General features: G+C 72.8%; 20 protein-coding genes. 3 read left to right on the top strand and 17 right to left on the bottom strand.

What is annotated here, in order from left to right; translation table 11 throughout:
* Positions 1 to 37: 37 nt before the first annotated feature.
* The 11 genes from ACPXBU_RS11040 to ACPXBU_RS10990 all read right to left on the bottom strand — a co-directional run bounded on the left by ACPXBU_RS11040 (position 38) and on the right by ACPXBU_RS10990 (position 15,213).
* Positions 38 to 1,975, bottom strand: a complete 1,938-nt coding sequence (locus ACPXBU_RS11040) for a hypothetical protein (RefSeq protein ID WP_425758013.1) — start codon at positions 1,973 to 1,975, stop codon at positions 38 to 40.
* Positions 1,976 to 2,199: 224 nt separating this feature from the next.
* Positions 2,200 to 3,900 (bottom strand): glycoside hydrolase family 26 protein, encoded by a 1,701-nt coding sequence (locus ACPXBU_RS11035; RefSeq protein ID WP_393367833.1) that lies wholly within the window; start codon positions 3,898 to 3,900, stop codon positions 2,200 to 2,202.
* 101 nt (positions 3,901 to 4,001) lie between these two features.
* Positions 4,002 to 4,814 (bottom strand): shikimate dehydrogenase, encoded by an 813-nt coding sequence (locus ACPXBU_RS11030; RefSeq protein WP_393367985.1) that lies wholly within the window; start codon positions 4,812 to 4,814, stop codon positions 4,002 to 4,004.
* A 78-nt stretch (positions 4,815 to 4,892) separates the two neighbouring features.
* Entirely contained in the window at positions 4,893 to 6,089 is a 1,197-nt protein-coding gene (mltG, locus tag ACPXBU_RS11025) for an endolytic transglycosylase MltG (RefSeq protein WP_393367831.1), read from the bottom strand.
* Positions 6,089 to 6,547: a Holliday junction resolvase RuvX gene (gene ruvX, locus ACPXBU_RS11020; protein WP_425757960.1), complete on the bottom strand. Its 459-nt coding sequence runs from the start codon at positions 6,545 to 6,547 to the stop codon at positions 6,089 to 6,091. Before ruvX ends, mltG begins: the two co-directional genes overlap by 1 nt.
* 72 nt (positions 6,548 to 6,619) lie before the next feature.
* A complete protein-coding gene (gene alaS, locus ACPXBU_RS11015; protein WP_425757959.1) occupies positions 6,620 to 9,298 on the bottom strand; it encodes an alanine--tRNA ligase in 2,679 nt (892 codons plus the stop codon).
* Positions 9,295 to 9,600, bottom strand: a complete 306-nt coding sequence (locus tag ACPXBU_RS11010; RefSeq protein ID WP_393367827.1) for a hypothetical protein — start codon at positions 9,598 to 9,600, stop codon at positions 9,295 to 9,297. Before ACPXBU_RS11010 ends, alaS begins: the two co-directional genes overlap by 4 nt.
* Positions 9,601 to 9,630: 30 nt before the next feature.
* Complete coding sequence (locus ACPXBU_RS11005) at positions 9,631 to 10,095, bottom strand: DUF948 domain-containing protein (protein WP_357254791.1); 465 nt, start codon at positions 10,093 to 10,095, stop codon at positions 9,631 to 9,633.
* Between the two features lie 149 nt (positions 10,096 to 10,244).
* The gene (locus ACPXBU_RS11000) at positions 10,245 to 10,940 is read right to left on the bottom strand and encodes a hypothetical protein (protein WP_425758012.1); all 696 of its coding nucleotides are present in this window, start codon (positions 10,938 to 10,940) and stop codon (positions 10,245 to 10,247) included.
* A 2,444-nt stretch (positions 10,941 to 13,384) separates the two neighbouring features.
* Positions 13,385 to 14,923: a replication-associated recombination protein A gene (locus ACPXBU_RS10995; RefSeq protein WP_425757958.1), complete on the bottom strand. Its 1,539-nt coding sequence runs from the start codon at positions 14,921 to 14,923 to the stop codon at positions 13,385 to 13,387.
* 74 nt (positions 14,924 to 14,997) lie between these two features.
* Positions 14,998 to 15,213 carry a hypothetical protein gene (locus ACPXBU_RS10990; RefSeq protein WP_393367825.1) on the bottom strand — a complete coding sequence of 72 codons (216 nt, stop codon included), beginning with the start codon at positions 15,211 to 15,213 and terminating at the stop codon, positions 14,998 to 15,000.
* A gap of 140 nt (positions 15,214 to 15,353) precedes the next feature.
* Between ACPXBU_RS10990 and ACPXBU_RS10985 the strand changes: the two genes are divergently transcribed.
* Positions 15,354 to 16,094 carry a GNAT family N-acetyltransferase gene (locus ACPXBU_RS10985; RefSeq protein WP_425757957.1) on the top strand — a complete coding sequence of 247 codons (741 nt, stop codon included), beginning with the start codon at positions 15,354 to 15,356 and terminating at the stop codon, positions 16,092 to 16,094.
* Between the two features lie 34 nt (positions 16,095 to 16,128).
* Here the strand turns inward: ACPXBU_RS10985 and ACPXBU_RS10980 are convergent, their stop codons facing one another.
* The 4 genes from ACPXBU_RS10980 to aspS all read right to left on the bottom strand — a co-directional run bounded on the left by ACPXBU_RS10980 (position 16,129) and on the right by aspS (position 20,817).
* Complete coding sequence (locus tag ACPXBU_RS10980; protein ID WP_425757956.1) at positions 16,129 to 17,415, bottom strand: MFS transporter; 1,287 nt, start codon at positions 17,413 to 17,415, stop codon at positions 16,129 to 16,131.
* Positions 17,412 to 18,017, bottom strand: a complete 606-nt coding sequence (locus tag ACPXBU_RS10975) for an ArsR/SmtB family transcription factor (RefSeq protein WP_393367820.1) — start codon at positions 18,015 to 18,017, stop codon at positions 17,412 to 17,414. Before ACPXBU_RS10975 ends, ACPXBU_RS10980 begins: the two co-directional genes overlap by 4 nt.
* A 64-nt stretch (positions 18,018 to 18,081) precedes the next feature.
* Entirely contained in the window at positions 18,082 to 18,894 is an 813-nt protein-coding gene (locus ACPXBU_RS10970; RefSeq protein ID WP_425757955.1) for an SDR family oxidoreductase, read from the bottom strand.
* A gap of 99 nt (positions 18,895 to 18,993) precedes the next feature.
* On the bottom strand, positions 18,994 to 20,817 hold the full coding sequence (gene aspS, locus ACPXBU_RS10965) for an aspartate--tRNA ligase (RefSeq protein WP_393367816.1): 1,824 nt from the start codon (positions 20,815 to 20,817) through the stop codon (positions 18,994 to 18,996).
* A gap of 155 nt (positions 20,818 to 20,972) precedes the next feature.
* Between aspS and ACPXBU_RS10960 the strand changes: the two genes are divergently transcribed.
* Positions 20,973 to 21,689, top strand: coding sequence for a DUF998 domain-containing protein (locus tag ACPXBU_RS10960; protein ID WP_425757954.1), 717 nt, complete (start codon positions 20,973 to 20,975; stop codon positions 21,687 to 21,689).
* Between the two features lie 75 nt (positions 21,690 to 21,764).
* On the opposite strand, the gene ACPXBU_RS10955 is transcribed toward ACPXBU_RS10960, so the two are convergent.
* Positions 21,765 to 22,811 (bottom strand): S1 family peptidase, encoded by a 1,047-nt coding sequence (locus ACPXBU_RS10955; protein WP_425757953.1) that lies wholly within the window; start codon positions 22,809 to 22,811, stop codon positions 21,765 to 21,767.
* 264 nt (positions 22,812 to 23,075) lie between these two features.
* Positions 23,076 to 23,552 carry a winged helix-turn-helix transcriptional regulator gene (locus ACPXBU_RS10950; RefSeq protein ID WP_425757952.1) on the bottom strand — a complete coding sequence of 159 codons (477 nt, stop codon included), beginning with the start codon at positions 23,550 to 23,552 and terminating at the stop codon, positions 23,076 to 23,078.
* A gap of 55 nt (positions 23,553 to 23,607) precedes the next feature.
* On the opposite strand from ACPXBU_RS10950, the gene ACPXBU_RS10945 reads away from it, so the two are divergent.
* Positions 23,608 to 24,114: a PaaI family thioesterase gene (locus ACPXBU_RS10945; RefSeq protein ID WP_425757951.1), complete on the top strand. Its 507-nt coding sequence runs from the start codon at positions 23,608 to 23,610 to the stop codon at positions 24,112 to 24,114.
* Positions 24,115 to 24,161: the final 47 nt, after the last annotated feature.

Below are 24,161 nucleotides of genomic sequence, written 5' to 3'. Positions count from 1 at the left end.
AACAATCTACCGACGCCCCGTTACGAACGGTTGACCATTACTGGACGGAGAAGAACGTCGACGGGGTGGACCAGGACAACTCGGGCGTCGCGGCGCTGATGACCGTCGCCGTGGTGCCATCGACCGCCATGCTCGCCGCGAACGTCGGGTCGAACGGCGCGCTGCGCAGGGCGCCGTCGGTGCCACCGTAGACGATCCGACCGCCCACCCAGGCCATGCCACGCACCGCGGACCAGGTCACACCCGTCGTCGGCAGGCTGAACTCGGTGGCGCCGAGATAGTTGCCGTCGATCTCGAAGTAGCGGTAGTAGAGGTTGTTGGCCCCGGTACGGGTGTAGTAGAGCCGGCCGTCGAGGAAGAAGGCGCCGGTCAACAGCGCCGGGTTGTACCAGTCGTTGTAGCCGGACGCCTCCCACGACGAGCCGATCGCGCCGCCGTTGAACAGCGAGACGTCGATCCGGCTGCCGGTGGGCGTGCCGGCCACCGTGTGCGACCAGTAGATCCGGTCGTTCACCCGCCACGTCGCGCCGGCATCCGTGTAGGCGGGCTGGCTGACAGTGGCCGCGGTGCCCAGCGCGGTGCCGTCGAACGGCACCTTCGCCACCGTGCCCGCGCCGGTGTTCAGGTAGAGGTTGCCGGTGGTGGCCGAGGGCGGGTTCATCGGGGCGAAGGTACGCCCGCCGGCGAGCGGGAACATGCCGAGCCGGCCGTGGTACTCCTCGCCCATCCCGTCGGAGTTGTGCCCGAAGTAGAGGCCGTCCGAGCCGCGCCAGAGCACCGGCACCGCCGAACCCCAACTGCTGGTGCCCGCGGGCATCGAGGCGCTGCCGCTGCGACGTGGATTCCAGTTCACCGGCATCCCGGTGGCCGGGGTGACGGCGGCGATGCCGAGCCGGTCGACAGCGCCCGGACCGGCGGTGTCGCTGGCGTTGGGGTTGTTCATCCAGCGGAAGTGCCCGCCCAGATAGATCACGTTGTCCGCCACCTCGACCGAGGTGATGGTGTCGTTGCCGGTGAAGTCGGCCCAGGTGGCGACCAGGCCGCTGCCGCGCGCGGCGGTCTCGAAGCGGACCAGGACGTCGCAGTACGCGGTCGGCCAGCCGCCGCCACCGTTGCTGCCGACGACGAAATAGGTGCCGTCCTCGCCGAACTTCACGTCCTGCACGTAGTGCACGAATGTCGTCGGCGACGCGCAGGGCGAGGCGTACTTCTCGGTGCTCCAGTCGAGCAGCGTGGGCGTCGCGGAGACGTCCACGAGGGCGATCTGGTTGCGTGCCAGCCCGTTGACGAGCGTGAAGTTGCCGCCGACGACGAGCGTGTTGCCGTCCGGCGCGACGTCGAGGGTCCAGACGTACGACGTGGTGCCGTGCCGTCCCACGGTGGCGTCGATGACGAAGCTCGGGTCGATCGCGCCGGTGGTCGCGTTGAGCCGGCCGATACCGGCGTGCGCGGTGCCGTTGAGCCAGTTGAACGCGCCGGCCACGTACAGCCAGTTGCCGTGCAGCGCCAGATCACGGATCGCGCCGCCGTCGGAGCGCCCGACCCAGCTGTCGACGATCGCGCCGGTGGCCGGGTCGAGTGCGACCAGGTTCTTCCGGGAGACCCCGTTGACGTTCTTGAAGGTGCCGCCGGCGATAAGCGTGCCGCCGGGACCGGCGACAAGCGTGTTGACCGCGCCGTCGAGCACCGGCAGGAAGGTGGTGGACATGGTGCCGGTGAGCCGGTCGTACGCGAAGAGGTACCGCTGGGTGACCCACGCGGAGCCCGCGGTCTGCCGGAGCTGGGTGAAGCTGCCGCCGACGAAGACCGTGTTGCCCACCTGCGCGAAGGCTCGGGTCTCACCGTCTCGGGCATGCGGCGTCACGTCGGCGGGATTGGCCGACACCAGGGTCGCCGTCTCCGGGACCGGCACCACCGCGGCCGACGCGGTGGTGGGGACGCCGAGAACCGTGGCGACGATCGCCGACGCGACCATCCCCGCCGTGATCCGACGTCGTCCCGCGAAACGCCACAAGTGCGAGAGTCTAGGCACGCTGCGCCTCCAAGGTGGATGAGAACCCGGGGTAGCGTGCCTCGTCCAGCTTGGTCAGCGAAATCCGCCGATTGGGCGGTGCATGAATCTGCTAGCCGACAGAACGCCGGACGGTCGGATGCCCGACCTCCGGTGCGCGGCGTTCTGTCAGTGGTCAGAAACGGTCGTCAGCGGCTCCCCCCGGTGGGCTGGCGCAGGTACGGATCCTGCCCGGCCTTCGTGAAGCCGGCCACGGCCGAGGCGTCGTGGTTCATCGTCATGTCGCAGGTCGCCGTGCGGCTGGTCATGCCCGGCGAGTTGAAGTAGATGGCGGCCTTGATCTTCGGGTGCGCCTTCAGCGCGGCCGGGAAGTCCTGGAACCAGCGCTGCTTGGCGCCCAGGTCGGCGGAGTTGAAGTTGGTGCCGAACTCGGCGAGCATCCGGGGCTTGCCGGCGCCGATGCCGTTGGCGTCCAACCAGTCGTAGAAACCGCCGATTGTCGTGCTCGGGCTCTTCCACACCGTGCTGCCGTTGCAGACGTGGAAGTTGTACGGGTCGTAGGCCACCCAGTCGACGTAGCGGTCACCGGGGTAGAGGCCGGCGTACCGGGAGTAGTGCCCCGACCAGCCCATCATCGTCCAGACCCAGACCGCGTTCGTCGCGCCGGCCTTGGCGAACCTGTCGTAGACGTAGCGCCAGGCGCGGACGAAGTCGGCGTCGTCGCCCTTGGCCGGCTCGTCCTCCGGCTCGTGGTCGAAGCCCATGAACACCGGCACGCCAGCCGCGCGGATGCGGCCCGCGACCGCGTCGATCGTCGCGTCCTGCCGGCCACTGTAGATCTCCGACCACTTCATCGTGGTGCCGGCGGAGAAGTCACGGGACTCCCAGGCGAAGAACATCAACCGGCCCTCGCGCATCTGCTGCGTCTCGTAGGCGTCCGGGAAGGCGCCGTTGCTGCCGGCGTTGGAGAAGTCGTGGTAGCGGTGCACGATGTCGAACTTGCGCCCGACCTGCGCCTCCACGGTGGTGACGGCCTTGCCGTGGTCCCAGCCGCCGGATGCCCCCGCCGGTGCGTACATGCCCCACCAGGCGCCGCAGGACGGGACGAGCTTGTTCGACACCGACCCACACCGGCCGTCCGGGAGGGTGCCGCTCGGACTCGGTGTCGCGGTCCGGCTCGGCGCGATGGTGGCCGACGGCTTCGGCGCGGCGGTGGTCGGCGCGGCGCTCGGCGGCGGCGCGGGCCGGGTGGTCGTCACCGGCGACGGCTTGGTGCCGATGTCGTAGCTGATCACCAGGCGGGGACGCAGGTCCGCGTTGCGGTTCTCGACCGACGCCCAGTAGACCCGGCTCTCCAGCCCGGACTGGGCCAGCCCGACAGTCCAGATGCCGTTGCCGGTGACCAGCTTGGAGACGTCCCACTCGTTGAAGCCCTTGGACACGCCTGTCACGCTGTCCAACGCGGGACCGGCCGGCGCCGGGGCCGGCCGCGCCTCACGGGCGCTCAGCGGCGTGGCGTGCGCCGTCACCGTGGCGGGGAACTGCTGCCAGGCGTGCATCCGCAGCGTCGCCCGGACGTTCACCGCGGCGGCCGGCACGGTCGTCACCGCGAACTCGACGATCGCCTCGCGGCCACCGCGCGGATTGCCGTCGCACCGGGTCGAGCAGGTGGCCAGCGTCGACTTCGCCGCGTTGTCGCCGTCCTGCGAGACAACTGTCGCGGTGGTGTCGGCCGCCGCCCGGATCGACAGGTCGTCGTCGGCCAACAGCGGCATCATGGTCGCCACGATGCCGGCCACCACGGATCCGCCGACCACGCCGATGGCGATCGCCTTGCGCCGGGGTGCGGAGCGGAACCGGGTGATGCGGTGCAGTCCGTGCCTGGTCAAGGAAACTCCCTGTGTCTGCGTCCGTAACGGTGAGCAGCGTATCCATGACCAGGGCACATCGCGGGAAGGACAGTTTCCCGTAAGCGCGTCTTAACCGTCAGCTAAAGAAGACTGCCCCTGGTCGCCTGTCGCACCGCTTCCCGCATTGCCAACACCGGCGCGGCCACGCCGGTGAACTGCTCGAACTGCCCGACCGCCTGGGCCAGCAAAAGGTCCAGACCGGACACGACCTGCCGGCCGGCCGCGACGGCGGAGGCGGCCAGTGGCGTGGGCCACGGGTCGTAGAGCGCGTCGAAGAACACCGCTCCCGGCCGCCAGTCCACCGCGTCCGCCAGGGGGTCGGCGGCTCCCTTCGGCACCGTGGAGACGGTTAGATCGGCGGCGGCGAGGTGCTGGTGCGCGGCGGCCCAGTCGGCGGGGATCAGCACGACACCGAGTGCGTCCGCCACCGGCCGTAACTCGTCCACCGCCGCCGCACGACGGGCCACCACCGTGACCGAGGAGCAGGCCAACCGCGCGGCGGCGGCCAGCGCGGCGCGGGCCGTGCCACCGGCGCCGAGCACCGTCACGGCGGCACCGGCGCCCACCCCGGCGTCGGTGAGCACCCGCACCATGCCGGCGACGTCGGTGTTGTCCGCGTACCAGGCGCCGTCGGGACGGCGTACCAACGTGTTCGCCGCGCCGACGGCGACGGCGACCGGCGAGGCGGCGTCGGCCACGGCGAGCGCCGCCTCCTTGCCCGGCATGGTCACCGACAGACCGGCCCACTCCGGCCCCAGGCCGGCGACCAGATCCGGCAGCTCCGCGGCCGCGCACTCGATCCGGGTGTACGACCACCCGGTCAGGCCGGCCGCCGCGTAACCGGCGTTGTGGATCACCGGGGAGAGGGAGTGCGCGATCGGCTTGCCGAGCACCGCGGCCCTACGGGTCGACACGAGCACCGCCGGTTGTCGTCACTGCCCTGCCCCCCGTGTGTGTCGGATCGGATGCCGTCAGTCGATGATGCCGGCCGCCCGGGCCTTGTCCTTGTTGCGTTCGTGCTGCTCGGGAGTCTCGGCGAAGTCGGAGTGCCCCTGCTTGTCGACCGCCACGAAGAAGAGCCACTTGCCCGTCGGCGGGTCCATCGCCCCCTCCAGGGCCAGCTTGCCGGGGTTGTTGATCGGGGTCGGGATCATGCCCCGCAGCTTGCGGTTGTACGGGTTCTTCGGGTCGTCCATCTCGGCCGCCGTCATCTGCTTGGACGACTTGGTCGGCTTGCCGATCGACTCCAGGTAGTAGTTGACCGTGACGTCCATCTCCAGGCAGTTGCAGAAGAACTCGCCGTACACCCGGTTGTAGGCCACCCGGGCGACCTTGCCCAGGTCGTCGGCGTTGCCGGCCTCGGCCTGGGCCAGCGAGGCCACGATCAGCGCCTCGTACGGGCTGACCTTGCGCTTCTCCTGCACCGTGTCGGCGAACTGCATCCCCCCGGTCACCGAGAGGAAGCGGTTCACCATCAGCTTGAGGATGCTCTGCGCGGTGGACTTCGGCGGGATCTCGTAGGTGTCCGGAAAGAGGAAGCCCTCGACGGATTTGACGACCTTCTTGCCGTCGTCACGTTTGAACCACCAGTCCGGAACGCCGAGCGCTTCCGGGTCCTTCGCGGCGGTCTGGAAGTCCTTCACCGGGATCTTGGTCTTCTCGGAGAGCAGCTTGTAGATGTTCAGGCTGGTGCGACCCTCGGGGATCGTCAACCCGTTGACGATCTTGTTCTTCAGGTCGAGCATCGCGGTGACCGCGTTCTGGCCACTCATCTGCTTGCGCAACTTGTACGTGCCCGGCTGGATGTTCTTGCTGCGCGAGTTGGCCTCGGCCGCCTCGATGAACGCCTTCTGGCTCTTCACCACGTCGGCCGTGACGAGGGCGTCGGCCATGTCGGCAATCAGCGCACCGTTCTTGATGTCGACGGTGACCTCACCGGACCCAGCGCCGTCGTAGTCGGGGGTGACGAAGTAGCTCTGAATGCGGTCGAAGCCGTAGAACGCGCCGCCACCGATCGCGCCCAACAGGACCAGGGCCATCAGCAGAGCCAGGAACGTCTTGCCCCGGCCGCCGCCGGACCCGCCGTTGCGCTTGCGGAAGCTGCGCCGGTGCCGGCCCTTCTCCCCCCGCTCCGCCTCGTCGAACCCCAGGTCCAGATCGTCGATCATTACGTCCGCCTCCGCTGCGCGTCCAGCCAGCTCTGCAGGATCTCCACTGCGGCCGCCTGATCGACAACCGCACGTTGACGTTTACCTCGGACGCCACGCTCGGCAAGCCTACGAGAGGCGACCACCGTCGACATCCTCTCGTCGGTGAGCGTTACCGGGACGGGCGCTATCACATCGACCAGTCGGTCAGCGTACGCCTTCACGTGGAGAGCCGCCGGGCCATGCTTGCCGGCGAGATTGACCGGAAGGCCGACGACAACCCCGACGGCCTCGTGCTCGGCCACCAACGCGGCCAGCTCGGCGAGATCGCTCGGCACCGCATCCGGTGCCGCCGTGAGGTCCCGAGCGAGGGTGACCAGCGGCGTAGCCAGGATCCCGTCCGGGTCCGAGCGGGAGACGCCCACCCGCACCTGACCGACATCCACCCCGATCCGCACACCGCGCGTCGACTCAACCACCGATGGTCACCACCGGTCGGGCGCGAACCAGGGCGGACCAACCGGCCCGCCCTGGCTGAGAGTGATGGGTCGTCACGCCTCGGTGATCGCCTTCTCGACGGTGAGCAGCAGGTTCGGCGCCTCGGCCGCGGGCAGACCGCCGCCCTGGGCCAGGTCGGGGCTGCCCCCGCCGCGCCCGGAGAACGCCGCCTTCACCAGCTCCGACGCGGCCAGACCCCGGCTGCGCGCGGCCGCGTTGACCGCCACCACCAGGGACGCCTTGCCGTTCGACCGGGCCGCCACCGCGACCACCGCCGGCCGCGCCGCGTCGATCTTGCCCCGAATCTCCTGGGCCAGGGTCCGCACGTCGTTGCCGGCCGCGCCCTCCGGCGCCTCGGTGCCCACGTACGCGACGCCGCGCACATCCTTGGCCTGCGCCGCGAGCGCCGACGCACCGCCCAGCACCAACTGGGCGCGCAGCTTCTCCAGCTCCTTCTCCGCGTCCCGAAGCTGGGTGACGGTCTGCTCCACCCGGTCCGCGACCTGATCGTTGGGCACCCGGTACAGCTCGGCCAGCCGGGAGACCAGCAGGTGCTCCTTGGCCAGGAAGCCGAAGGCGTCCATGCCGACGAGCGCCTCGACCCGGCGCACGCCGGATCCGATCGACGACTCGGAGAGGATCTTCACGAGGCCGAGCTGGGCCGACCGCGCCACGTGCGTGCCGCCGCACAGCTCCCGGGCGTAGTCGCCCACCTCGACGACCCGCACCTCCTCGCCGTACTTCTCGCCGAAGAGCGCCATCGCGCCGATCCGCCGCGCCTCGTCCAGCGAGGTGATGAAGGCGTGCACCTCCAGGTCGGCCAGCAGCACCTCGTTGACCTGCTGCTCCACGTCCCGCAGGACGCTCGGCGACACCCCGGTCGGCGTGTTGAAGTCGAACCGGAGCCGGCCCGGCGCGTTCAGCGAACCCGCCTGCGTGGCCGACTCACCGAGGAAGTTCCGCATGGTCTGGTGCACCAGGTGCGTGGCGGTGTGCGACCGGGAGATCGCCCGCCGCCGGGTCGTGTCGATCTCGGCGTAGCCCGCCTCACCGGCGCGCACCTCACCCCGGATCACCCGGGCCCGGTGCACGATCAGACCGGGCACCGGCTGCTGCACGTCGAGGACCTCGACCTGCCCGCCGCCCACGGTGATCATGCCCTGGTCGGGTTGCTGGCCACCGCCCTCGGCGTAGAACGGGGTCGTGTCGAGCACCAACTCGATGGTGTCGCCCTCGGTCGCCGCCTGCCGCGGGCCGTCGGCGCCGAGCAGCGCCCGCACCGTCGACTCGCGGGCCACCTCGCTGTAGCCGGTGAACGTCACCGGGCCACCCGAGTCGAGCACCGACCGGTACGCCGACAGGTCGGTGTGCCCGGTCTTGCGGGCCTGCGCGTCCGCCTTCGCCCGGGTCCGCTGGTCGGCCATCAGCCGGCGGAAGCCCTCGTCGTCGACCGTGAGGCCCTGCTCCGCGGCGATCTCCAGGGTCAGGTCGATCGGGAAGCCGTACGTGTCGTGCAGCTGGAACGCCTTCGCCCCGGACAGCGCGGAGCCACCCGCGGTGCGGGTCTCGGCGATCGCGGTGTCCAGGATCGTGGTGCCGGCACGCAGGGTGGACAGGAACGCCTCCTCCTCCGCGTACGCGTAGTCCGCGATCCGATCGAAGTCGGTCGCCAGCTCCGGGTACGACGGGGCCATGCAGTCCCGCGCCACCGGCAGCAACTCGGGCAGCGCCCGGTCCTGCCAACCGAGCAGCCGGATCGACCGGATCGCCCGGCGCATGATCCGGCGCAGCACGTAGCCGCGCCCCTCGTTGCTCGGCGTCACGCCGTCGCCGATCAACATCAGCGCCGTCCGGACATGGTCGGCGATCACCCGCAGCCGCACGTCGTCCGGGTGCGACTCACTCGCCACGTGGCCGGAGTGCGCGCCGTAGCGCTTACCGGTCAGCTCGGCCGCCCGCGCCAGGATCGGCCGCACCTCGTCGATCTCGTACAGGTTGTCGACGCCCTGCAGGATCGAGGCCATCCGCTCCAGGCCCATGCCGGTGTCGATGTTCTTCGCCGGCAGGTCACCCAGGATCGGGTAGTCGTCCTTCGTCATGCCCGGACCCCGCTCGAACTGCATGAAGACGAGGTTCCAGAACTCCATGTAGCGGTCCTCGTCGACCGCCGGGCCGCCCTCGCGGCCGTACTCCGGGCCCCGGTCGTAGAACAGCTCGGAGCACGGACCGCACGGCCCGGGGATGCCCATCGACCAGAAGTTGTCCGCCTTGCCCCGGCGGACGATCCGGTCGGCCGGCACCCCCACCGACCGCCAGATCTCGTACGCCTCGTCGTCGTCGAGGTAGACAGTCGGCCAGACGCGTTCCGGGTCCAGCCCGTAGCCGCCGTCGGCCTGCGACTTGGTGACCAGGTCCCAGGCGAGCGGGATCGCGCCCGCCTTGAAGTAGTCACCGAAGGAGAAGTTGCCGTTCATCTGGAAGAACGTGCCGTGCCGGCTGGTCTTGCCGACCTCCTCGATGTCCGGCGTGCGGATGCACTTCTGCACGCTTACCGCCCGCTGGTACGCGGGCGTCTGCTGACCGAGGAAGTACGGCACGAACTGCACCATGCCGGCGTTGACGAACAGCAGGTTCGGGTCGCTGATGGCGGGCAGCGGAGCGGACGGCACCACGGTGTGGCCATTCGCCGCGAAATGGGCGAGATACCGCCGCTTGATCTCCGCCGTCTTCATCGCTGGTGTTCCTCCGGAAAGATGTCTCGATCGCCGATCCGCGGGTCTTCCCGCAGGTCGGCGAATTGATCGTCGAACGCCTCGCCCTGGGCGAACGCCTGGTGGATCTCCTGCTCGCGCTCGGCCATCCCGACCCGCACGTCCTCCACGAAGCTACGCAACGACTCGACGAGCCCGCCAGCGGATTCCGTCAGTGAGCTGGCGATGCCGGCCGGCGTGTACGCCTGCGCGGTCCGGGTCGCCCGGCGGACCACGATCACCCCGACGGCGACCCCGATACCGAGCCAGAACAAGCGCCTCATGTCTCGCTACCTCCTGGTGCGCCGGGCCGGTCAGCTGTTGCCGCGCCGCGCGGCCCGTCGCTGCTGCTTGATGGTGTCGCGTACCTCGCGCTCGGTCTCGGCGTGCCGGCGCCCGGCGGCGGCCTTGCGCACGCCGTAACCGAACGCGGCCACCTTCACCAGCGGGTTCGCGGCCGCGGCCGAGACCACGGTGGCCAGGTTGGCGACGTTGGCGGTGACGTTCTGCGCGTGGCTGGTCATGGTGTCGACCTTCGCCAGCTGGAGGTTCACACCGTCGAGCGAGGTCTGCACCTGCTCCAGGGCGGTGTTGACGTTCTTCACCGTGGTGTTCACGTCACCGAGCAGCGGTCCGGTCCGATCGTTGAGGTCGTTGATCATCCGGGTGGTGGCGTCCACCGTGTGCCGCAGCCGCAGGATGGGCAGCGTCAGGATGAGCACCAGCACCGCGAACGCGCTTGCCGCGATCAGCGCCGCGATCGCCAAAATGTCGCCCACGCCTGTCCTCCTCAAGCAGAGTTCCGCAGGACCCGACGTCCCCGGAACGCACAACCGTGGCACCCGTGGCGGCCGCCACGCCGTCGGCGGTCACCCGTGGCGGGCGAGCCCGCCAGCCCCAGACCCTACCGTCCGTGATGGAGGCCGCCTCACGACGGTGAGGGTGTCAGCTCACCCAGCGGATCCCCGCTGACCGTCGGGAACGGGTCCTCGCCGGTCAGTGACGGGTCGGTGGTCGGCTGCGGCCGGGTCCGCTCGTCGTCGATCGCGTTGCGTACCTTCACCGACACCAACGAGCCGGTGCACTCCGTCGCAGCGGCCGACGGGTCGCCAGAGGGCACGACGGCCGGCTCACCGTCGACCGGCGGCGGCACGCAGGTCGGCTCGCGGACCCACAGGTCGAGGGTCAACTCGTCCCGGCGCCAGCAGGTGTAGCTGCCCTTCGTCTTCTGCTCCGGGCAGCGGCTCACCTTCCACGGCTGCCAGCCGTCCTGGCGCAGCGCGTCCTCGTAGACCTGCGCGGTGTCCGTCGGCGGCTTCTCCGAGGTCACGGTGCGCTCCCGCAGCCGGCAGTCGAGCAGGCACCAGCGGCTGCCGCTGACGTCGTCGACGGTCTTGGCGGCGGCCCAGCCCGGCACGTCGAGCTGATCCAGGTTGTCGAAGACCGGGTCCCGGCTCAGCGTCCGGACGCCGAAGAAGAGCGGCACCGCACCGAGCAGCACGACGCTGACCAGCACCAGCACCGCCGCGCGGAGACGACGGCGTTCCCGCAACCGCCGGCGCAACTCGGAGCGGGCGCCCGGCGCGGCATCGTCGTCGGTGGTGTCCGGACCGGCCGCGCGCAGCGCGGGCCCGTCGGCGGGGTCGACTGCCGGCCGGTCCACCGGGCCGGCCGGGACCGGCACGGCGGCGGCGGCACGGGCCACCCCGACAGGCTCGCCGGAGCGGCCGGGTGGTGGCACCGGGGCGACGCCGCTCGGGTCGGCGCGGCCAGGCTCCCGGTGCGGCGGCAGGGCACGACCCGCGGCACGATCGGTCGGCACGGCTCGGCCGACCGGGGCGCCTCCACGCGCCGGGGATCCGGGACCGGAACCCGGGTCACCGTGCGCCCGGTCGTCGGTGAGCGGCGGTTGCGTACCGCCGGGCGGGCGAACGGCGGCCCGCGCCGGACCATCCGGGCGCGTACGCGGTGGGCCGTCCACAGCCGCTGCGGCGGCGGCCCGAACCGGGCCGTCCCCACCGGGTGCGACGGCGGCCCGAGCCGGGCCGTCCGGGCGGGCGACGTCGCGGGGGGCCGTCTCGGTGCCCGGGGCGGGGCGGGGCGGGGCGTCCGCGCCTCGGCGCCCGGCGCCCGGGACCGCCGCACCACCCGCGGCCGCCGCGCCACCCGGGACGGGTCGCGCCCGGCCGGGCGGGGCGGAGCGGGCGGCGCCGCGCGTCGGTGCGGCGGGACCGGCGCCGGGCGCCTGTCGTCCGCCGTCGTAGGGGTCGTCCGCCGGTCCGGGTCGCCCCGGGCCGTCCGTGCCGGGCTCGACGGGCGGCCGGCGTCGTCGGCCGCTCGGATCCGGCGTGGGGTCCGCGCCCGGGCCGGGCGCGCCCACCGGGCGGGCCCGCCCGCCGGCGGGGTCCGGAACGGGCGCCGCGGCGCCCCGCCCACGGGTGGGGCGGTCGCCGGCCGCCGGCGCGTGGGGCGGAGCCTGCTCACCCGTGGTTCCCGGCGCGTCGGCTCGGACGGCACGACGACCTGTCGGTGCGTCCGCGCCGGGGTCAGCCGGGGGGCCGGCGGGCCGGCGGGCGGCGGTGCGCTCCGCGGCCGGGTCGGGCACGCCGAGGCGACCGGACGCGTGGTCGACGAGGTCACCCGCACCGTCGGCCGGCGCGGGGCGGCGATCCGCGGCCGGCGGGGTGCCGCCGCGGCGGTTGACCACGGGCAGGCCGGGGTCGGTGTGCGGCAGGCGGCCGGCCTGGCGCAGCCAGTCGGCGGGTCGTTCGGGGCGGTCCGCCCGGGGTTCGCCGCCGGGCGGCGTACGTCGTTCCGGCTCGGCGGAGACGGCCCGGCGGCGACCGGTGCCGTCGGGCGGTGCGACGGTGGGCGTGGCACCGCTGTGCGCGCCGGTGGCCCTGGGCACCGGTGGGGCGTTGCCCGTGCGGGGCACCGGGGGCTCGTCGGGTTCGGCGGCGCGGCGGCGGCCGGCGGCCGGACGGGAGCGATCGGCGGGACGACCGTCGGTGGGCTCCGGGGCCCCCGGGTCGACCGGACCTGGGCGACGCCGTGCGGTACGCGGGTCGCGGTCGATGGCGGGGTCGGGTCGCAGGCCGTCCGCGGCCGGCACCGCGGCACCGGCCGGCGTGCCGGCCAGCTGCGCCGAGCCGGAGGCGGCGGACGGTCCGGCGGCCCGGGCCGGATCGGGTGCCGCCGCGGCGCGTCGACCGGCGGGCATCCCCTCGGCCGGCGGCCGTGCACGACCGGGCTCGGCGGACTCCGGACCAGGTCGGCGAACCGGTGCGCCGGCGTCCGGACGGCGCAGTGGCGGCATCGCGTCCGGGTGACCCCCGGCTGCGGCGGCGTCCGGGCGACGGCCCGGCGGAACGGCGGCCTCCGGACGACGACCGGTCGGGGCGCCCGAGGTCGGTGGGCCCACGGGTGGGCCGGGAGGAGCCGCCGCCGAGCGGGGCCGAGCCGGGCCGCCGGGCCCCTCGGGCGTGGCGCGAGACACCGGCGGGCTGGCCGGGTCGCCGCCGACCGGGCGGGCGGCGGGGGGCGCCGGCGGTACGGCGGCACGGGCGCCGGGCGCCGGCTGCACGCCGCGACGAGCGGGCTGGCCGGGGGCGGCGGGGCCGGCGGCAGACGGTCGGTCGTCCGGGCGGCGGCCCACTGGCGGCGCGTTCCCCGGCCAGGGGGTGTCGACCGGTCGCCGCGCGGCGGCACCACCGTCCGGGCCGCTCTGGCGCGGGCCGGGCGGCGGCACCGGCGCACGCGCACCGGCGGGCTCGGGCGCGACACCCGTCCGCGGCCCCGGTGGCTCGGCCGGCACACCCCTGCGCGGCCCGGCGGGCTCGGGCGGGCCGCCGTGTGGGCGGTTGGGTTCCGCCGGTGCGCCGTCCGGGCCCAGCTCGCCGCGTTGCTGCTTGGCCGAACGGAGGTCGTCGATCCAGCCGAACTCCTCGCCGGCGACCGGCTCCTCCGGCTCGGCCTCGGCCGCGCGGCCTCGACCCCACCGGCGCGTCTTGGCGCGGGGATCGCGCCGCTCGTCCGGGCCCTCGTCCGGGCGGTCCCCACCACGCGATTTCACTGTTGACCCTCTCCTGCGGCGTCAGCGCCGCTGTCCTGCGTCGTGCCGGGGGCGCCGGTGCCCGTCGTCGGGCGGTCGCTCTCACCAGGAGGCGTGGACGCGGTCCGCGCCGTTACCGGCGGCTCGGCTGTCGGCGTGTCCGGACGGGTGGCCGGGGCCGGCAGGCCACGCACGATCCGGCGCAGCACCGGCAGCCGGTTGGCCACCGACCGTTCCGCGCCGTGCGGGCTGGGCTGGTAGTAGTCGGTGCCCACCAGGTCGTCCGGCACGTACTGCTGGGTGACCACGCCACGCTTGTCGTCGTGCGGGTAGCGGTAGCCGGTGCCGTGGCCCAGGCCGCGGGCGCCGGCGTAGTGCGCGTCGCGCAGCCCGCGCGGCACCGAGCCACCGCGGCCGGCCCGGACGTCGGCGATCGCGGCGCCGATGGCGGTGGTGGCCGAGTTGGACTTGGGGGCCGTGGCCAGGTGGATCACCGCCTGGGCCAGGTTGAGCTGCGCTTCGGGCAGCCCCACGTACTCGACGGCGTGGGCTGCGGCGGTGGCGACGCTCAGCGCGCCGGGGTCGGCCATGCCCACGTCCTCGCTCGCGAAGATGACCAGGCGGCGGGCGATGAACCGGGCGTCCTCGCCGGCGACCAGCATGCGGGCCAGCCAGTGCACCGCGGCGTCCACGTCCGAGCCGCGCATGCTCTTGATGAAGGCGCTGACCACGTCGTAGTGGGCGTCGCCGTCGCGGTCGTAGCGCACCGCGGCGACGTCGACGGCCTGCTCGGCGGTGGCGAGGTCGATCCGCCCGCCGCCCAGCGCCGTGGCGGAGGCAGCCGCCGCCTCCAGCGCGGTGAGCGCCTTACGGACGTCACCGGAGGCGAGCCGGACCAGGTGGTCCTCGGCCTCGCCGGTCAGGGTGAGCACGCCGTCCAGGCCCCGCTTGTCGGCGACCGCGCGGCGCAGCAGGCCCCGGACCGCCTCGTCGTCCAACGGTTGCAGGGTGAGCAGCACGCACCGCGACAGCAGCGGGGAGATGACCGAGAAGTACGGATTTTCGGTGGTCGCCGCCAGCAGCGTGACGGTGCGGTCCTCGACCGCGGCGAGCAGCGAATCCTGTTGGGTCTTGCTGAACCGGTGCACCTCGTCGATGAAGAGCACGGTCTGCGGGCCGCCCGCGCGGCGCTGGCGGCGGGCCGCCTCGATCACCGCCCGCACGTCCTTGACGCCGGCGGAGAGCGCCGACATGGCGACGAAGCGGCGGTCGGTCGCACCGGCCACCAGATGCGCGATCGTGGTCTTGCCGCTGCCGGGGGGACCCCAGAGGATCACCGACATCGGGGCGCCGCCGGAGACCAGTTGCCGCAGCGGGGCACCCGGGGCGAGCAGGTGGTCCTGCCCGACCAACTCGTCGAGGGTCACCGGACGCATCCGGACGGGCAGGGGCGAATCGTCGGCGACCGCGGTGAAGCCGTCGACACCGGCGGGACCGTCGGGCGCGCTGCGCGACCCGGCGGGTTCACCGAGGGAGAAGAGGGCGTCGGACTCCATCACGAAGACAGTACCGGGCCGGGCCCACGAGGCCGGAATCGCGCCGTGGGCCCGCCACCGGTGATCGGTTCCGGTCAGCCACGACCGGGGCGACGGCCCCGGTACCAGCGACCGCCACCGCCGCCACTGCGCGGGCCGCTGCCCACGCCGCCCAGGTAGAGCGAGAGCAGGAGCAGCCCGATGAGGACGAGGGTGTTCCAGTTGAAAAGGTCGGGTGCTCCGAAGTCGGTGTTGAGCAGGTCGAGCAGCAGGGCAAAGCCAAAGACGATGGCGGCCAGGATGGCGAGCATGTCGGTCCTCCGGTGGGGGTTCCCAGTAGGTCGGCGCGTGATGTACCCAATCGGTCGACTCGCCAATCTCCACGGTGGAGACGGCCACGCCGCGAGGGCCCGGCGGAGGCATTCGACAGTCGGCTCCTAGGCTGGACCGCATGATCATCGACGACCGGGTGCTCCAGGACCGGAGCGCCGTCCTGGCCGCCGTCGGATATCACCCGTTCGCCCGGCACGCGCTCGGGCGAGCCACACCGGCGCGGGCGTACCGGGGTGATGGCGCCGTCCTGTGGCTGGTCCCGCCCGAGTACGGCCCGGCCGGCTGCGCGATCGGCCCTGCCGAAGCCGCGCTGGAGATCTGTGTCGCGCTCGCCGCCGACGGAGTGCTCCAGCCCGGACAGCGGCTGCACCTGCCTCGACACGATCGCGCACTGCTGGCCGACAGGTTGGCGGTGGCCGAGCACAGCGACTGGGACTTCCACTGGACCGACACGGTGCCGCCGACGCAGTCGGACGAGCAGCCGGTGGTACGCCTCACCGACGCCGACCAGCCGGAACTGACCGCGCTTGTCGAAGAGTCGTTCCCCAGCAGCACCTCCCGACCGGGCGACCCACGGGTGGTCGACTGGTACGGCATCCGGGCCGGCGACCGGTTGGTGGCGTGCGGCGCGGACCGCAGCCAGGGTGACATCGGATTCGTCGCCGGCCTGACCGTCGCCCCCGACCAACGAGGTCGCGGGCTGGGCGCGTCCCTGACCGCGGGGATGACCCGGGCGCTACTGGCGCGCCACGACACGGTGGGGCTCGGCGTCTACACGCACAACGTCGGTGCGACGCGGCTCTACCGCCGGCTCGGCTACACCAACACCCTCCCGCTCAGCTCGATCCGCCTCGCCTGACCGGCCGGCTGCCAGTCAGGCGAGGGGACTTCCGTCAATGGTCGGCGGCGGGAACCGGAACCGAGGTCGGCTCGGCGGCCGGTGCGGCCCGACGGCCAGCCAGCCAGGCGGGAAGGTAGAGCGGGGCGGCGACGGCCAACACCACCGCGCCGACCACCATCGCGGTGCTGACGCTGGCGGTGGCGGCGATCGCGGTCAGGACCACCCCGCCGAGGGCGAAGCCGGGTTGCGCCATCATCGAGTTCAGCGAGAGAACACTGGTCCGGTACGGGCCGTCGACCTGCCGGTGCAGCAGCCCACTGTGCAGCGGATTCGACGCGCCGTGCACGGTGTAGCAGGCCAGGTAGGCCACCAGCACTCCGACCGGCCCGGCGAACAGGCCCATCCCGACCACCGTGACGCCCTGCAGGATGCGCAGCAGCGCCGCTCCCGGAGCGGCCCCGAACCAGCGCAGCAGCAACGGGGTCAGCGCCGCGCCGGCGGCCGAGGCGAGCCAGGCCGCCGAGTTGGCCGGCCCGAGCAGCGCGGCGGCCCGTTCCGGATCGCCGATCACCTCGGCGAGCCGGACCGGCAGCAGCGACTCGAAAGTGATCATGCCGAAGCCCCAGAACAGCTCCACCAGCACCAGCGCCAGCAGCACCCGGGAACGGCGCAGCAGCCCGATCGCCTGGCCGATCATCCGGGGCGCCTGGACCACCGAGGCCCGCAGGGCCGCGAACCCGCTGGCCGGTCGCTGCTCGACAAGCAGGACGGTCAGCGCGACCAGGGCGACCGCCTGAGCGACGATCGCGGCCAGCACGGGCACGGTGAGCGCGCTGACCCGCCCGATCGAACCCAGTGCGACCAGGCCACCACTGAGCAGCGCGCCAGCGCCGATCGCCCCGCCGCTGACGGTGCCGGCGTAGCCCAGGCCCCGCTCGTACTCGGCATCCGGGTCCGCGGCCAGTGTGGCGTCGACGTACCAGGACTCCAACGGCCCACTGTCGAGTGCCCGGTAGATCCCCTGCACGGCATAGACCAGGAAGAACACCCAGAACGAGTCGGCCACCGCGAACAGCGCCAGTGAGACGAGGCTGAGCGCCCAGGCCACGACGAGCACCGGTCGGCGGCCGAGGGCGTCGGCCAGCCCGCCGGTGGGCAGTTCCAGCGCGAGCACCAGCAAACCCTGCGCACTGAAGACCAGGCCGATCTGCGGCAGCGACAGGCCGCGCTCCTGCATCAGCAGGATCATGACCGGGATGATCAGACCCGTGGGCAACCAGCGCAGACCGTAGAGCGTGAGGTAGCGGAACCGGACCTGGCGTACGGTCAACGCGCTCATCGCGGACCCTCAAGCGGGTAGGCGGCCAGGAAGACCTGCACCGGCCGGGCCTCCGGGTCGGCGGGGTCGACCGCCTCGGCGTCCCGGTGGTAGCGCTCCAGCAGCTGCCACACCTCCGTCTTGAGTTCCTCCAGCCGGGCCGGCGGGATGGTCAGGAAGATGTCGCTCATGCCGATGCCGTCCCGCCACGCCGGGGACCACTCGTGCTGCATGGCGAACCAGCGGTCGGCCTTCTCGACGAGCAGACGCACCTGGTCGCCCTGGATCCACTCGATCGCGGCCCGGGCGTCGGGGTCGTCGTCGAAGTCGGTCGGCTCCCAGTTGGTGACGTCGTGAGCCGCCTGCCACCAGCGCTGCCGCCCGCCGCCCCGGTCCGGGTCCTCGATGACCAGCCCGACCTCGGCAAGTTGCCGCAGGTGGTAACTGGTCGCGCCGGTGTTGGTGCCGAGCAGCTCCGCGAGGGTGGTGGCGGTGGCGGGTCCCTGCACGCGCAGGGCGCCCAGCAGCCGCATCCGTAGCGGATGCGCCAGCACCCGGACCTGCCGCTTGTCGATCCGCACCTCGCGCGGTGCCGGCCGCGGGGTCGCTTCGTCGTTCGCCATGTCTGCACACTATCTCTGCACACTTCCTGTGCACAAGAATTATGCATAGGAAGTGTGCACGCGCTCAGGAGGCCAGGAGTTCGCGTACTCCCCGCAGTCGCGTGCGCAGCAGGCCGGTGGCGCGGGTGGAGTCGAGGCGTACGTCCAGGGGTCGGACCAGGCCGGTGGCCGCGCTGGTGATGGTCCTCAACCCGGCCGGGTCCAGGCCGTCCCGCTCGGCGACCAGCAGGCCCAGCTCGGCCCGGCTGACGGCGTCCGGGCCGGCCACGTTGAGCAGACCGGCGTACGAGGAGGCGACCAGCTCCAGCACGGCGTCGGCCAGGTCGCCGACGTCGATGGGGCAGCGCAGCTCGTCGCTGAACAGGACGGCCCGACCGGCGAGCGCGTCCCGGCAGAGCTGGATCTGTTTGCTGCCCTCCCCCAGGATCAGCGAGGTCCGCACCAGCGCCGCGCCGGGGTCGATCGCCCGTACGGCGGTCTCGGCCGCGGCCTTCGCGGCACCGTACGCGTGCACGGGTGCGGGTGGGTCGTCGTCGGCGTACGGCGTGGGACGGCCGGCGTGCAGCGCGTCGCTCGACACGTGCACCAGCCGGGCGCCCACCTCGGCGGCGGCGACCGCCACGTGCGCGGCCCCGTCGGCGGTGACCGCCCAGTCGTCGTACCGGTAGGGGGTCGCGACCACGGCGTCCGGCCGCACCTCGGCGACCAGCGCACGCACGGCGGCCCGGTCGGTCACGTCCAGCCGGCGCGCCGCGACCCCCGGCACGGAGATCTCACCGGCGTAGAACGACCCGACCACCGAGCACCCAAGCCCGAGACCCCGCCGACAAACCTCGCGCCCGAGAAACCCGCTACCCCCAACAACAAGCACCCGCATCCCAGCCCGCCCCCCTGCCGCCGTCGATCATGAGGTTAACGAGCGACACGCCGTGGCGCGGGCCCGCCAACCTCATGATCGACGGCGAGGGAAGGGGGTTCAGACGGGGTCTGCTACCGGGGCTGCCGGGCCGGCCGTTCCCGTGTGGGCGGTGGCCGGGGGCTTGGGCTTGGCGTCGATGCCGGCCTCGGCGCGCTGCTGGCCGGTGATCGGCGTGGGCGCGCCGGTCAGCGGGTCGAAGCCACCCCGGGTCTTCGGGAACGCGATGACCTCGCGGATCGAGTCCGCGCCGGCGAGCAGCATGCAGACCCGGTCCCAGCCGAAGGCGATGCCGCCGTGCGGCGGAGCGCCGTACTTGAAGGCCTCCAGCAGGAAGCCGAACTTGTCCTGCGCCTCCTCGGGGGTGATGCCGAGCAGGTCGAAGACCCGCTTCTGCACGTCACCCCGGTGGATACGGATCGACCCGCCGCCGATCTCGTTGCCGTTGCAGACGATGTCGTACGCGTACGCCAGGGCCCGGTCCGGAGCCTCCTCGAACCGGTCGACCCACTCGGCGTTCGGCGAGGTGAACGGGTGGTGCACGGCCGTCCAGCCGCCCGCCCCGCCGTTCTCCTGGTCGGAGGTCGGCTCGAACATCGGCGCGTCGACCACCCAGCAGAACGCCCAGGCGCTCTCGTCGATCAGGCCGGACCGCTTGGCGATCTCGACCCGGGCCGCGCCGAGCAGCTCCTGCGCCTCGCGCGTCGTGGCGCTCGCGGCGAAGAAGACCGCGTCGCCCGGCTTGGCGCCGACCGCGTCGGCGAGCCCGCCCAGGTGCTCGGCGGAGAGGTTCTTCGCCACCGGCCCGCGCGCCTCGCCGGTCTCGGCGTCCAACACCACGTACGCCAGGCCGCGCGCGCCACGCGCCTTGGCCCAGTCCTGCCAGCCGTCCAGCTCCTTGCGGCTCTGCGCCGCGCCGCCCGGCATCACCACCGCGCCGACGTAGCCGCCCGCGTCGATCGCCCCGGCGAACACCCGGAAGCCGGTGCCGCGCAGGTAGTCCGTCAGCTCGGTCAGCTCGACGCCGTAGCGCAGGTCCGGCTTGTCGGAGCCGTACCGGGCCATGGCGTCGTGCCAGGTGATCCGCGGGATCGGCCCGGAGATCTCGTGCCCGGCCAGCTCCTTCCACAGCGTCGAGACGATCGCCTCGCCGAGGTCGATCACGTCGTCCTCGGTGACGAAGGACATCTCGATGTCGAGCTGGGTGAACTCGGGCTGCCGGTCGGCGCGGAAGTCCTCGTCGCGGTAGCAGCGGGCGATCTGGTAGTACCGCTCCATGCCGCCGACCATCAGCAGCTGCTTGAACAGCTGCGGCGACTGCGGCAGCGCGTACCAGCTGCCCGGCTGCAACCGCACCGGGACCAGGAAGTCGCGGGCGCCCTCGGGCGTCGACCGGGTCAGCGTCGGCGTCTCGATCTCCAGGAAGTCCCGCTCGTGCAGCACACCCCGGGCCAGGTGGCTGGCCCGCGAGCGCAGCCGCAGCGCGTTCGCCGGGCCGCTGCGGCGCAGGTCCAGGTAGCGGTACTTCAGCCGGATGTCGTCGCCGGCCTCGATCTGGTCGTCCACCGGCAGGGGCAGCGGCGCGGCCTCGGAGAGCACCTCCAGCTCGGTGACTGTCACCTCGACCTCACCGGTGGGCAGCTCCGGGTTCTCGTTGCCGGCCGGCCGGCGGGTCACCTCGCCGACGACCTTCACGCAGAACTCGTTGCGCAGCGCGTGCGCATCCTCCTCACGGAAGACCACCTGGACGACACCGGTGCCGTCGCGCAGGTCGACGAAGATGACCCCGCCGTGGTCGCGCCGGCGGGCCACCCACCCGGCGAGCGTCACCGTCGAGCCGGCGTCCGCGGCGCGCAGGCTTCCGGCATTGTGGGTACGGATCACGGCTGGCAACTCCTCATCGTGGAACAGTCCTCACCCGCATTCTGTCAGGGGTGGCCGCCTGACCTCCGGGGCACCCGGCAGGCCGGCGCGATTCGCAGGTGGGGCAGGCCGGTGAACCCGACTCGGCCCGCGGCCATGCCGGTTAACGTGGCGAAATGCGCGCCGTACCGAACTGGGCCGTCGCCACGGCGGCGGCCGCGCCCCTGTTGCTGGTGAGCGGCTGGACGGTCGCCCAGGCGCGGCAACCCGCCGGGTACGACCCGATCCGGGACACCATCAGCGAGCTTGCGGGGCAGGACGCCACCGACGCCTGGATCATGGTGGTGGCGCTGGTGCTGCTCGGCTGCTGCTACCTGTCGGTGGCCGCCGTCCTGCACGCGGCCGGGCTACCCAGTCGGTTCCTGCTCGCGATCGGTGGGGTGGCCACCATCGCGCTCGTCGCGTTTCCCCGCCCGCCGGTGGGCGGCTCGGTCAGCCACGGCGTCGCGGCCACGGTGGCCGTCCTCGCCCTGGTGCTCTGGCCGGCCGGTTCGGCGCTGTGGCTGCCGCGTGGCCACGACGCCGCGTACCCGACCCGACCGGAGCCACCCTGGGCGTTTCGCCGGGCGGTGGGGCTGAGCGCCACCGTGGTGTTGCTCGCCCTCTTCGGCTGGTGCGCCTTCGAGGTGACGAGTGGGTCGCGCACCGGCCTGGCCGAGCGGGTCACGGCGGTGGCGGTGTCCCTGTGGCCGCTGCTGGCGGTCGTCTCCGCCCGGCGGGCGCACCTCGCCTGGGCCCTCGGTGCCGTGACACCCGGCGCCGCCACCCCCGCCGTGGGAGTCGTACCCCCGGATCCCCTGCGGCCCACCCAGCGGCCCGACCGGCTCGCGTGAGCCGGCGCGCGACGGCGGCCGGACGCGCGACGCGGGCCGCCGGAGGATTCCGGCGGCCCGCGGGCGGTGACTCGATCAGAAGACGCTGACGCCGTAGCGGCTCAGGGCCTCGGTGACGGGCTGGAAGTAGGTCGTGCCACCGGTGCGGCAGTTGCCACTACCGCCGGAGGTCATGCCCAGGGCCGTGGTGTTGGCGAACAGCGAGCCGCCGCTGTCACCCGGCTCGGCGCAGACGTTGGTGCGGATCAGGCCGGAGACCGAACCCTCGGCGTAGTTGACCGTGGCGTTCGTCGCGTTCACCGTGCCGCCGCGCAGGCCGGTGGTGCTGCCGGAGCGCTGCACCGACTGGCCGACGGAGGCGTTGCCGGCGCCGGTGATGTCCCGGTAGCTGCCGTTGTAGAGGTAGACGTTGCCGGCGGCGTTCGCCGAGTTGCTGTGCCGGACGATGCCGTAGTCGTTGCCCGGGAAGCTGGTGCCGGTCCGCGTGCCGATGAGGGCGGTCTGCGCGGAGTTCGAGTACCAGTTGGCCGAGATGTTCGTGCAGTGCCCGGCGGTCACGAAGTAGTAGGTGCTGCCGCTGCGCACGTTGAAGCCGAGCGAGCAACGCCCGCCCCCGCCGGCGTAGATGGCCTGGCCACCGGAGATCCGGGTGCTCAGCACGCCAGCCTCGGCCTCGACGCGGACCGCGCCGTTGGCCCGCGCGGCGGCGGCCTTGACCCGCTCCAGCTTGGCGCCGGTGACGGTGCTGTCGACGGAGACGACCACCTGGTTGGTGACCGGGTCGCTCCACCAGGCGGTGCCCGGGATCTTGGCGGAGCGCTCCAGGTCGGCGGTGGCCCGGTTGAGTTCGCCGGCACCGCGGGTGACGTAACGGACGACGGCGCCGGCCTTGCTCGCCGCGCTCGCGGCGGCCGCGTCGGTCACCGTGACGACGGACTTGCCGCTCGCGTCGATGTACGAGCCGGCCGAGCGGTCACCGAGTTGCGCGGACAGCGCGGCCGCGGCGTCGGGTGCGGCGGCGGGTGCGGCCTGGGCGGGTGCGCCGATGAGCACGCCGACGACCAGGCTTCCGGAAACGGCGACAGTGGCCGCAACGCGGAACGTGGACCTCGTGGGTCGCATGTAACAACCTCCTGGGCGGGGGAGCGGGTCTCGCCGAGGTCGGCTGACCCGATGGCAACCCGGCCGATCTGGGGAAACCGGCCGAGTGCACTGAAGTATTCACATACTTAAGATCATTGACAAGGCTTGATTCCGCCCGGATCCAGCGGACGCGGCCGGCCACATCTCCGCAACACCACTGACACGATGACGCACAACCACCGTCACACCAGAACCGCGCTCGACGCGTACGGTCGTCGATGTGTCAGCGCGCCGGCGGACCCGTCAGGGGGTACGGCGACGGGCGCCGGGGCCGGGGCGGGGCAGCACGTCGCGCGCCTGCCCCACGTCGTGCCCGTCGGCACAGCGCAACTCGACGCGCACCTGGGCACCGCAGTCACGGTGAGTGACCGTCAGCGGCGGCCCCTCGGCGTCGGCAAGGTGCCGGTCACCCCACCCGAGCACGGCCACCAGGACCGGCCAGAGATCCAGGCCCTTGTCCGTCAACCGGTACTCGTGGCGCAGCCGGCTGCCCGGCTCCCGGTACGGCTCACGGCGCAGCACGCCCTGCTCCACCAGGACGGCCAGCCGGTTGGTCAGCACCTGCCGCGGAATCCCGGTGCGCATCCGCATGTCGTCGAAGCGGCGGATGCCGGTGAACACCTCGCGGAGCACCACGAGGGTCCACCGCTCACCGAGGATCTCCATCGCGCGGGCGATGGTGCAGTTCTCCACCGACCAGTCAAGTGCCGCGGGTCGCATCCGACCAGGCTAGATCTCGTTGACAGACTCAGCAACCTGCTGCCAGGCTGCGTCCATGACGCAGACTCAGGAACCGGCACGCAGCCGTACCTTCACCTGGGCGGACCCGGCGGTCAACGCCGCTCAGGTCGGTCGACGCAGCGGCCTCGACACGCTCCGGGCGATGATCGCCGGCGAGATGGCCGCGCCACCGGTGATGCACCTCATCGACATGACCCGGATGGCGGCCGACGAGGGCCGGGTGGTCGTCGAGCTGATCCCGCAGGAGTTCCACTACAACCCGCTCGGCAGCGTCCACGGTGGCGTGCTCTCCACACTGCTGGACACCGCGGCGGCCTGTGCCGTGTACACCACCCTGCCGGCCGGCGTCGGCTACACCTCGCTCGACCTCAACGTGAAGTTCCTCCGCCAGGTCACCGTCGACAGCGGCACGCTGCGCTGCGAGGGCACGGTGCTCCAACGCGGCCGCCGCACGGCCCTGGCCGAAGCCCGCATCACCGACGCCACCAACCGCCTGGTAGCCCACGCCACCAGCACCTGCCTACTCCTCCCCCAACCCTGACCCCCACCGCCCCCACCCCCACCCGCCCGCCCCACCCCGCCCGCCCA

The organism is Micromonospora sp. DT231 (genome assembly GCF_049847025.1).
Taxonomy (GTDB): domain Bacteria; phylum Actinomycetota; class Actinomycetes; order Mycobacteriales; family Micromonosporaceae; genus Micromonospora.
The sequence above is the reverse complement of the archived record's forward strand: the minus strand, read 5'-3'. Positions and strand labels throughout refer to the sequence as shown.

Excerpts from the sequence above, each read along its gene's own strand:
- ACPXBU_RS11040 (WP_425758013.1), bottom strand. The coding sequence starts at position 1,975 with ATGGTCGCGTCGGCGATCGTCGCCACGGTTCTCGGCGTCCCCACCACC.
- mltG (WP_393367831.1), bottom strand. The coding sequence starts at position 6,089 with ATGATCGACGATCTGGACCTGGGGTTCGACGAGGCGGAGCGGGGGGAG.
- alaS (WP_425757959.1), bottom strand. The coding sequence starts at position 9,298 with ATGAAGACGGCGGAGATCAAGCGGCGGTATCTCGCCCATTTCGCGGCG.
- ACPXBU_RS11010 (WP_393367827.1), bottom strand. The coding sequence starts at position 9,600 with ATGAGGCGCTTGTTCTGGCTCGGTATCGGGGTCGCCGTCGGGGTGATC.
- ACPXBU_RS10995 (WP_425757958.1), bottom strand. The coding sequence starts at position 14,923 with ATGGAGTCCGACGCCCTCTTCTCCCTCGGTGAACCCGCCGGGTCGCGC.
- ACPXBU_RS10990 (WP_393367825.1), bottom strand. The coding sequence starts at position 15,213 with ATGCTCGCCATCCTGGCCGCCATCGTCTTTGGCTTTGCCCTGCTGCTC.
- ACPXBU_RS10985 (WP_425757957.1), top strand. The coding sequence starts at position 15,354 with ATGATCATCGACGACCGGGTGCTCCAGGACCGGAGCGCCGTCCTGGCC.
- ACPXBU_RS10980 (WP_425757956.1), bottom strand. The coding sequence starts at position 17,415 with ATGAGCGCGTTGACCGTACGCCAGGTCCGGTTCCGCTACCTCACGCTC.
- ACPXBU_RS10975 (WP_393367820.1), bottom strand. The coding sequence starts at position 18,017 with ATGGCGAACGACGAAGCGACCCCGCGGCCGGCACCGCGCGAGGTGCGG.
- ACPXBU_RS10970 (WP_425757955.1), bottom strand. The coding sequence starts at position 18,894 with ATGCGGGTGCTTGTTGTTGGGGGTAGCGGGTTTCTCGGGCGCGAGGTT.
- ACPXBU_RS10960 (WP_425757954.1), top strand. The coding sequence starts at position 20,973 with ATGCGCGCCGTACCGAACTGGGCCGTCGCCACGGCGGCGGCCGCGCCC.
- ACPXBU_RS10955 (WP_425757953.1), bottom strand. The coding sequence starts at position 22,811 with ATGCGACCCACGAGGTCCACGTTCCGCGTTGCGGCCACTGTCGCCGTT.
- ACPXBU_RS10950 (WP_425757952.1), bottom strand. The coding sequence starts at position 23,552 with ATGCGACCCGCGGCACTTGACTGGTCGGTGGAGAACTGCACCATCGCC.
- ACPXBU_RS10945 (WP_425757951.1), top strand. The coding sequence starts at position 23,608 with ATGACGCAGACTCAGGAACCGGCACGCAGCCGTACCTTCACCTGGGCG.